The organism is Streptomyces sp. PU-14G (genome assembly GCF_041028275.1).
Taxonomy (GTDB): domain Bacteria; phylum Actinomycetota; class Actinomycetes; order Streptomycetales; family Streptomycetaceae; genus Streptomyces.
Genome location: NZ_JASKYT010000337.1, coordinates 1 through 7,511, shown reverse-complemented (window position 1 = coordinate 7,511; position 7,511 = coordinate 1). Strand labels below are relative to the sequence as shown.

Genomic DNA, 7,511 nt, shown 5'->3' with positions numbered 1-7,511 from the left:
GCTGTTCCGGTGGAGGAGAGGCGGGGTTCGGGTACGGGGCGGCGGATGAACTGTGCCTGTCCGCCGTCGCGGTGGGGTGGGACGACGGTGCGGCGGGCGACTTCGTTGGCCACCGCCGAGCCGTGGTCCCCGCGGATCATATGGAGGCACAGATCGATACCCGCCGCCTCCCCGGCGGAGGTCAGGACGGAGCCCTCGTCCACATAGAGGACGTCCGGGTCGAGGCGTACGCGCGGATACAGAACACGGAAGCTGTCCGTGGCCATCCAGTGCGTCGTGGCCCGCTTTCCGTCCAGCAGCCCGGCGGCGGCCAGGACGAAGGCGCCCGTGCAGATGGAGGCGATCCGGACGCCCGGTCTCACACGTGAGAGCGCGCTGCGAAGCGGCTGGGGCAGTGTGCCTTCCGTCTCCGTCGCGTCGGGCTCGTGGGTGGCCGGGACGACCACCGTGTCGGCCTCTGCCAGCGCCTGTGGCCCGTGTGTGACGTGGATGGGGAAATCGGCGTCCGTTCGGACCGCTCCCGGTGACAGGGCACACGTCGCCACCTCGTAGAGCGGGCCACCGTCCGGCCCGGCCGCACGGCCGAACACCTGGTGGACGAGACCGAGCTCCATGGGCACCACACCGTGCCGGACCAGCACGGCGACCCGGTGGCGGCCCGGGTGGGCGAAGACCCGCGCGGGGTCGGACATGGTGGTCGTCTCCTTCACCCTCGGCAGTAGGCGGCTTCCGGCCGCAGGTGGTGTCCGGCGGCAGGTGGTGTCCGGCAGCAGATGCTTCCGGCAGCAGGTGGTGCCCGGCAGTCAGGGAGGGACGCGGGCGCCGGCGGGTAGTCGCGTCGTCAGTCGTCGGCAGTTCCCGCGTCCGCGTCACCCCTCGCATCGCGCGACGGGACTGGCAACGGTTTGTCCGCCGCTTCCCGCCCGGAAGGTCCTGCGGTACGCGGTGGGGGAGACGCCGAGGGCCGCCTGGAAGTGCAACCGCAGTGTCGAAGCGGAGCCGAACCCGGCCCGGGCGGCGACCTGGTCGACGGACAGGTCGCTCTCCTCCAGCAGGTGGCGCACCCGTTCCACGCGCTGCTGGGTCAGCCACTGCTGCGGGCTGATGCCGACTTCTTCGCGGAAGCGGCGGGTGAAGGTGCGGACGCTCATGGCTTCTTGGTCGGCCAGTTGTTTGAGGGTGAGGGGGCGGTGGAGGTGGTGGAGGGCCCAGGTGCGGGCTGTTCCGGTGGAGGAGAGGCGGGGTTCGGGTACGGGGCGGCGGATGAACTGTGCCTGTCCGCCGTCGCGGTGGGGTGGCACGACGGTGCGGCGGGCGACTTCGTTGGCCACCGCCGAGCCGTGGTCCCCGCGGATCATATGGAGGCACAGATCGACCCCGGAGGCGATACCGGCGGAGGTCAGGACAGAGCCCTCGTCCACATAGAGGACGTCCGAGTCGAGCTCGACGGAGGGGAAGAGACGCTGGAAACGCGAGCCGGCGCTCCAGTGGGTCGTCGCCCGCTTGCCGTCCAGCAGGCCGGCGGACGCCAGGACGAAGGCTCCGGTGCAGATGGAGGCGACCCGGGCGCCGGGACGGATACGTGCGAACGCCTCGGCGAGCGGTGGGCTCAACGCGCCACGGTCGTAGGGCTCGTCCCGCTCGTGCGCCGCGGGGACGATGACGGTGTCCGCCTCAGCGAGCGCCCCCGGGCCGTGCTCCACGTTGATCGTGAAGTCGCCTTCCGTACGGATCGCGCCAGGGCCGTCTGCGGCACAGGTGACGACCTCGTACAGCGCTTGCCCCGACGCGGACCGCGCGCGGCCCATCAGACAGTGCGGGATGCCCAACTCGATCGGCAGCAGGCCGTGCCGCACGAGAACGGCGACTCTGTGGAGCCCGGGACGGGTGAAGACGGCCATGGCCCGATCCTCGCACATGGTGGCTCTCGGGCCACTCGTTCCGGGTCACGCTGCTCAGCAGGCTGAGCAGCGTGACCGAGACCCTTTCCTCACGGCCGCCCGAGCGGGACGGCCACGGAACCCGGACAACGCGTACCCGGACAACGCGTACCCGGAGCATGCGTATCCGGACAGCACGTACCCGGCAGCCCCCGGACCCGGCCCCACCGGCACCGCGCGTGCACCGTGCCTGGTGGGTCGCGCTGGTGTGCTTCATCGCACTGGTGGGGGCAGCCGGCTTCCGGGCGACCCCCAGCGTGTTCATCGACCCTCTGCACCAGGAGTTCGGCTGGTCCCACGGGACCATCTCCTTCGCCGTCGGGCTCAACGTCCTGCTGTACGGACTCACCGCGCCGTTCGCCTCCGCCCTGATGGAGCGCTACGGCATCCGTCAGGTCGTCACCGCGGCGCTGCTGCTGATATCGGCGGGCAGTGGGCTCACCGTCTTCATGCGTTCCGAGTGGCAACTGATCGTGTGCTGGGGACTGCTGGTGGGAGTCGGCTCCGGCTCCATGGCGCTGGCGTTCGCTGCGACGGTGGCCAACCGGTGGTTCGTCGCCCGCACCGGGCTGGTCAGCGGCATCCTGACCGCTGGCAGCGCCACCGAGCAGCTCGTCTTCCTGCCTCTGGTGGCGCTCTTGGTGGAGGGCCCGGGGTGGCGCACCGCGTCACTGGTGGTGTGCGGGGCCGCGCTCGCCGTCGTGCCGCTGGTGGTGTGGCTGCTGCGGGACCGGCCCGAGGACGTCGGGCTGCGCCCCTACGGTGCCGGCCCCGACTACGTGGCCCCCGAGACCGGCGCGACAGGCGCGCTGCGGCGCACACTGTCGGCACTGTGGCAGGCGTCCCGTACCAGGGTCTTCTGGCTGTTGGCGGGATCGTTCGCGATCTGCGGCGCGTCGTCCAACGGGCTGATGAGCACCCACTTCGTGCCGGCCGCGCACGATCACGGGATGGCCGTCCCGGTCGCCGCGTCCCTGCTGGCGCTGATCGGCGTGCTCGATCTGGTCGGGACGGTCTGTTCCGGCTGGCTGACCGACCGCTTCGACTCCCGCAGGCTGCTGGCTGTCTACTACGGGCTGCGCGGTCTGTCGCTGCTGCTGCTGCCGATGCTTTTCGCCGGAAGTGTGCAGCCGCCGATGCTCTTCTTCATCATCTTCTACGGGCTCGACTGGGTCGCCACCGTGCCGCCCACCATGGCGTTGTGCCGGGAACACTTCGGCGCCGACGGTGCCATCGTCTTCGGCTGGGTGCTGGCGGCGCACCAGGTGGGAGCCTCGGTGGTCGCCTTCGCCGCGGGGCTGGTGAGGGACGTCACCGGAACGTACGACCTCGCCTGGACAGGGACGGGCGTCCTGTGCGCGCTGGCCGCCCTCATGGTGCTCGTCGTACGGCGAGGGCCGGGGATGACGGGCGCCGCGTCGGACGCAGGCGGAGCGTCGCGGGCCGGCGGGCGGACAGGGGCGGAGGGAGCTGCCCGGGGCTGAGCAAAAAGGGCGCGGCATGCCGAGTCGAGAGGTGGTGCGCGGAGGAGCGGGGCGGGGTGGCCAGAACCTTGCGCTTGTCGTCCATACGGTCACTCGTTCCGGGCCGGGGCAGCCCGCACGATCGGCCATATGAGAACGCTCTGGATTTTCGCCCACCCTGAAGCACGCTCCCTCAACGCCACTCTGCGGGACACCGGGATCGCCGCCCTCCGCGAGCGTGGCCACGAGGTGCGGCAGTCCGACCTGTACGCGATGGGGTGGAAACCGGTCGTCGACCGGGAGGACTTCCCCGCCAGAGACGCGCAGGACCGGCTGCTCGTCGGGGAAGCCCAGGAGCACGCGCACCACCGGGGCCTGCTCAGTCCGGACGTCCGTGCCGAGCAGGAGAAGATCGCCTGGGCCGACACCCTGGTCTTCCATTTCCCCCTGTGGTGGCTGGGGCCTCCGGCGATCCTCAAGGGCTGGTTCGACCGAGTGCTCGTGCAGGGGTTCGCCTTCGGGGTGAAGGACACGCACGGCCGCACCCTGCGCTACGGGGACGGAGGGCTGGCGGGGAAGCGCGCCATGGTCGTCACCTCGGTCGGTGCCCGCTCCTCCAGTTTCGGCCCGCGCGGCATCCACGGCTTCGTCGACGACATTCTCTTCCCGCTCCACCACGGCACCTTCTGGTACACGGGCATGGCCCCGCTGCCGCCGTTCGTCCTCTACGGAGCCGACCGGGCGAGTGCGACCGACGCCAAGGAGTGGCAGGAACAACTGCGCGCCCGGATCGACGGTTTGGAGTCGCTTGCCCCACTGACCTACCGGCACGAGGCCGGCGGCGACTACGACGCGGACCTGACACTCCGCGCGCACCTGGCGTCCGGCCGCACGGGGCTGGACATGCACGCGGCGTGACGAGCGCGGGCACGAGGGTGCGCCCGCTCACTCGGCCGGGGTGAACGTTCCCAGCCTCCCTCGGTGAAAGACCAGCGGTGCACTGCCGCTCTCCCCTTCGTCCAGTGCGCGCACCCTGCCGACGACGATCAGATGGTCACCGCCGGTGTGCACGGCGTGGATCTCACAGTCGATCCACGCCGTCACGCCCTCCAACAGAGGCGATCCGGTCACCGGCGCGGGGGAGTAGGAGATCCCGGCGAACTTGTCGGCGCCGCTCACCGCGAACGTCCTGCACAACTCTCCCTGCGCGGCGGACAGGACGTTCACGCAGAAAACCCCGGCACGGGCGATACCGGGCCAGCTCTTGGACGTGCGGGCCACCATGAACGAGACCAGTGGCGGCTCCAGCGACAGGGAGGCGAAGGACTGGCAGGCGAACCCCGCCGGACCGGGCAGACCTTCCTCTGCCTCCGCGCGCTCCCCCTGGACCGGCGCGGGAGCCGTCACGACGGTGACCCCGGAGGCGAAACCACCCAGGACGCGACGGAAGACGGCCGGGTCCACGGGCGCGCGCTCGTCCGCCCGCACAGCGCGCAGATCGGGCCGGGGAAGCGTGTCGGTACGCGCGTCTCTCCGCTCGTCAGGCATCGCGCGCCCCGTTGCCTGCGCGGACGGTGAGCCGACAGTCCGCAGATAGCGCACTGCGGCGGCTGCCATTCCCGCGTGTCCCATCATGGCTTCATCGTCCCTGTGAGGTCGTCGGATGTGGCGTCGTCGGATCGGTTGGCTCGCTCGGGGGTGTCCCATCCAGCGTAGCCACCCGCTGTCCTAGCGTCCCTCGAAGGCGGGTGACCGCCGTTCGGCGAAGGACGTCACACCCTCGCGTGCGTCCCGCGTGGTCATGTTGATCTCCTGGGCCCACGCCTCCGCACCGAGGGCGGCGGTGCGGTCCGTGTCCAACGAGGCGTTGACCAGCCGCTTGGTGAGCGCCAGCGCACGGGTCGGCCCGGACGCCAGGCGTTCGGCCCAGGCGCGTGCCGTTTCCGCCAACTCCCGGCCCGGCACGACGCGATTGACCAGGCCGAGCCGCCCGGCGTCGGCTGCGGTCAGCGAGTCCCCGAAGAACATGAGTTCCTTGGCCCGTTGCGGCCCGACCAACCGCGGCAGCAGGTAGGCGCCGCCCCCGTCCGGCACCAGCCCGCGCCGTACGAAGACCTCCACGAACGTGGCCTCCTCAGCGGCCAGGACGAGGTCGCAGGCGAGTGCGAGATGGCAGCCGAGACCGGCGGCGACGCCGTTGACGGCCGCGATCACCGGTTTCTCGCAGTCGAGCACCGCCGCGATCAGCCGCTGCGCTCCTCGCTCCAGGGTGCGTGCCACGTCGCCCGCCACCCGTTCCGCCCCGGTGCCGGGGGCGCCTCTCAGGTCCGCGCCCGCGCAGAAGCCACGCCCCCGACCGGTGAGGACGACGGCCCTCACCGCCGGGTCAACCGAGGCGTCGGCGAGCAGGCCGATGAGCCGTTCTCGCTGGTCAGCGGTGAGAGCCCCCAGGCTTTGCGGCCGATCGAGAGTCAGCCACACCACGCCGTTGTCAGTGGTCCGCGCTACAACTTTCTCCAGGGACTCGTCCGCGGCCTCATGCGAGGCCGCGGGCCTGGCCTGCTCGGGCTGTTCGGACGACGACGGGTCACGGGGGGAGGACATCGACGTGCGGCTCCTTTCACGGCGTACGGTGCGGCGCTGCGCGCGGGCAGCGGAGCGCCGCGCGCGGGCACGACGGCACCGTGTGCGGGCACGACGGCACCGTGTGCGGGCACGACGGCACCGTGTGCGGGCGACGCGGTTCCCGGCACGCGCGGCGGGGCCGCGTGTGCGGGCGACGCGAGTTCGGGCGCGTGCGGCGTGCTCACGGGTGAGGGCGGCGTGGAATCAGGCGCGGGCGGCGAGGCGCCTCGCCCGCTGTTCACCGGCACACCGCGAGGGCGTCGAGCGCCACCGCGCCCTGACCGCGCGGAAGGACGACCAGAGGGTTGATGTCCAGCTCCGCCAGGCTCCCGGCACCCTCGGAGCCGGGCGCGGCCCCGAGCTCCAGGGCCATCCGCTGCACCCGCAGGATGACCTCGACCAGCGCGTCGACATCGGCGGGTGGCCTGCCGCGCACGCCGTCCAGCAGCGCGGCACCGCGCAGTTCCCCGAGCATCGCGCGGGCCTGCTCCTCGCCGAACGGAGGGACCCTGACGGTGACATCGCGCAGCACCTCCACCAGGACGCCACCGAGCCCCACCGTCACGGTCGGCCCGAACAGCTCGTCCTGCCCGATGCCGACGACCATCTCCACGCCCGGATCGACCATCTGGCACACCAGCACGCCGTCCAGTTCGATCTCCTCTGCGCGCGTGAGGTCCACCAGCTCGCGGTAGGTGTCGCGGACCTGGCTCGCGGAGGTGAGGCCGACGCGGACGAGGCCGTACTCGCTCTTGTGCGCGAGTTGCGGCGCCGACGCTTTCATGACGACCGGGTAGCCGACCTGCGCGGCTGCGCGCACCGCTCCCGCCGCGCTGGTGCACAGCTGCTCGCGGGGGACGCGGATGCCGTAGGCGCGCAGCAGCTGTTTGCCGGCGTGCTCGCTCAGCTGCTGTCCGGGTCGCAGCAGCGCCTGCGCCTTGCGGTACGAGGGGGAGGGGGTGCGGGGCGCGTCCTCGAAGGGGGAGCGGTAGGCGCGGGCGAAGCGGTGGTGGTCGAGATAGGCGCGCACCGCCCGTACGCAGTTGCCGAATGTCCGGAACGTCGCCACCCGCGAGGAGCCGAGCAGCGTGGACCGGTAGGCGGCCTCGGTGCCGACCGGGGAGCCCCACACGACGCAGACCAGCTTGTCGGTCTCCTCCGCAGCGGCCACCAGGTCGCGCGCCAGCCTGTCGCTCATCGGCGGGAACGGCCCGGTGATGGGGCAGATGAGGACGCCGACGTCCGGGTCGCTCAGGACCGCGTCGATGATCTTGCGGCCGCGCCAGTCACCCACCGGGTGGCCACCGTTGTCGACCGGGTTGGCCACCGACAGGTAGTCGGGGATCCACTGGTGCAGCTCCGCCTGCTTGGCGCCGGAGAGCGTGGGCAGCGTCAGCCCTGCCGCGGTGGCCAGGTCGGCCATGTGTGCTCCGGTGCCGCCGGAGATCGCGAGAACGGCGACACCCTCGGCCTGGGGTGGGCG

Annotated in this window: 7 protein-coding genes; 2 read left to right on the top strand and 5 right to left on the bottom strand. The window is 71.8% G+C overall.

Annotated features, from left to right (window positions below; genetic code table 11):
• Both AB8Z75_RS27960 and AB8Z75_RS27955 read right to left on the bottom strand, forming a co-directional pair.
• On the bottom strand, window positions 1-692 hold a 692-nt coding region (locus AB8Z75_RS27960), incomplete at its 3' end, for a GlxA family transcriptional regulator (protein ID WP_369206754.1).
• Window positions 693-869: 177 nt separating this feature from the next.
• Window positions 870-1,901: a GlxA family transcriptional regulator gene (locus tag AB8Z75_RS27955; RefSeq protein WP_369206752.1), complete on the bottom strand. Its 1,032-nt coding sequence runs from the start codon at window positions 1,899-1,901 to the stop codon at window positions 870-872.
• Window positions 1,902-2,059: 158 nt separating this feature from the next.
• Between AB8Z75_RS27955 and AB8Z75_RS27950 the strand changes: the two genes are divergently transcribed.
• Both AB8Z75_RS27950 and AB8Z75_RS27945 read left to right on the top strand, forming a co-directional pair.
• Window positions 2,060-3,424: an MFS transporter gene (locus AB8Z75_RS27950; protein WP_369206750.1), complete on the top strand. Its 1,365-nt coding sequence runs from the start codon at window positions 2,060-2,062 to the stop codon at window positions 3,422-3,424.
• Between the two features lie 129 nt (window positions 3,425-3,553).
• Window positions 3,554-4,321, top strand: a complete 768-nt coding sequence (locus AB8Z75_RS27945) for an NAD(P)H-dependent oxidoreductase (protein ID WP_369206748.1) — start codon at window positions 3,554-3,556, stop codon at window positions 4,319-4,321.
• Window positions 4,322-4,348: 27 nt separating this feature from the next.
• Here AB8Z75_RS27945 and AB8Z75_RS27940 read toward each other — a convergent pair whose 3' ends face one another.
• From AB8Z75_RS27940 to AB8Z75_RS27930, 3 genes are all read right to left on the bottom strand, one after another.
• The gene (locus tag AB8Z75_RS27940; RefSeq protein WP_369206756.1) at window positions 4,349-5,035 is read right to left on the bottom strand and encodes a flavin reductase family protein; all 687 of its coding nucleotides are present in this window, start codon (window positions 5,033-5,035) and stop codon (window positions 4,349-4,351) included.
• Between the two features lie 96 nt (window positions 5,036-5,131).
• Window positions 5,132-6,007 carry an enoyl-CoA hydratase/isomerase family protein gene (locus AB8Z75_RS27935; protein ID WP_369206746.1) on the bottom strand — a complete coding sequence of 292 codons (876 nt, stop codon included), beginning with the start codon at window positions 6,005-6,007 and terminating at the stop codon, window positions 5,132-5,134.
• A 259-nt stretch (window positions 6,008-6,266) separates the two neighbouring features.
• A partial coding sequence (locus tag AB8Z75_RS27930; RefSeq protein WP_369206744.1) for an acetate--CoA ligase family protein occupies window positions 6,267-7,511 on the bottom strand: 1,245 nt, incomplete at its 5' end.

Bases quoted from the DNA above. Each gene is read 5' to 3' on its own strand.
- AB8Z75_RS27940 (WP_369206756.1), bottom strand. From the start codon at position 5,035: ATGGGACACGCGGGAATGGCAGCCGCCGCAGTGCGCTATCTGCGGACT.
- AB8Z75_RS27935 (WP_369206746.1), bottom strand. From the start codon at position 6,007: ATGTCCTCCCCCCGTGACCCGTCGTCGTCCGAACAGCCCGAGCAGGCC.
- AB8Z75_RS27955 (WP_369206752.1), bottom strand. From the start codon at position 1,901: ATGGCCGTCTTCACCCGTCCCGGGCTCCACAGAGTCGCCGTTCTCGTG.
- AB8Z75_RS27945 (WP_369206748.1), top strand. From the start codon at position 3,554: ATGAGAACGCTCTGGATTTTCGCCCACCCTGAAGCACGCTCCCTCAAC.
- AB8Z75_RS27950 (WP_369206750.1), top strand. From the start codon at position 2,060: ATGCGTATCCGGACAGCACGTACCCGGCAGCCCCCGGACCCGGCCCCA.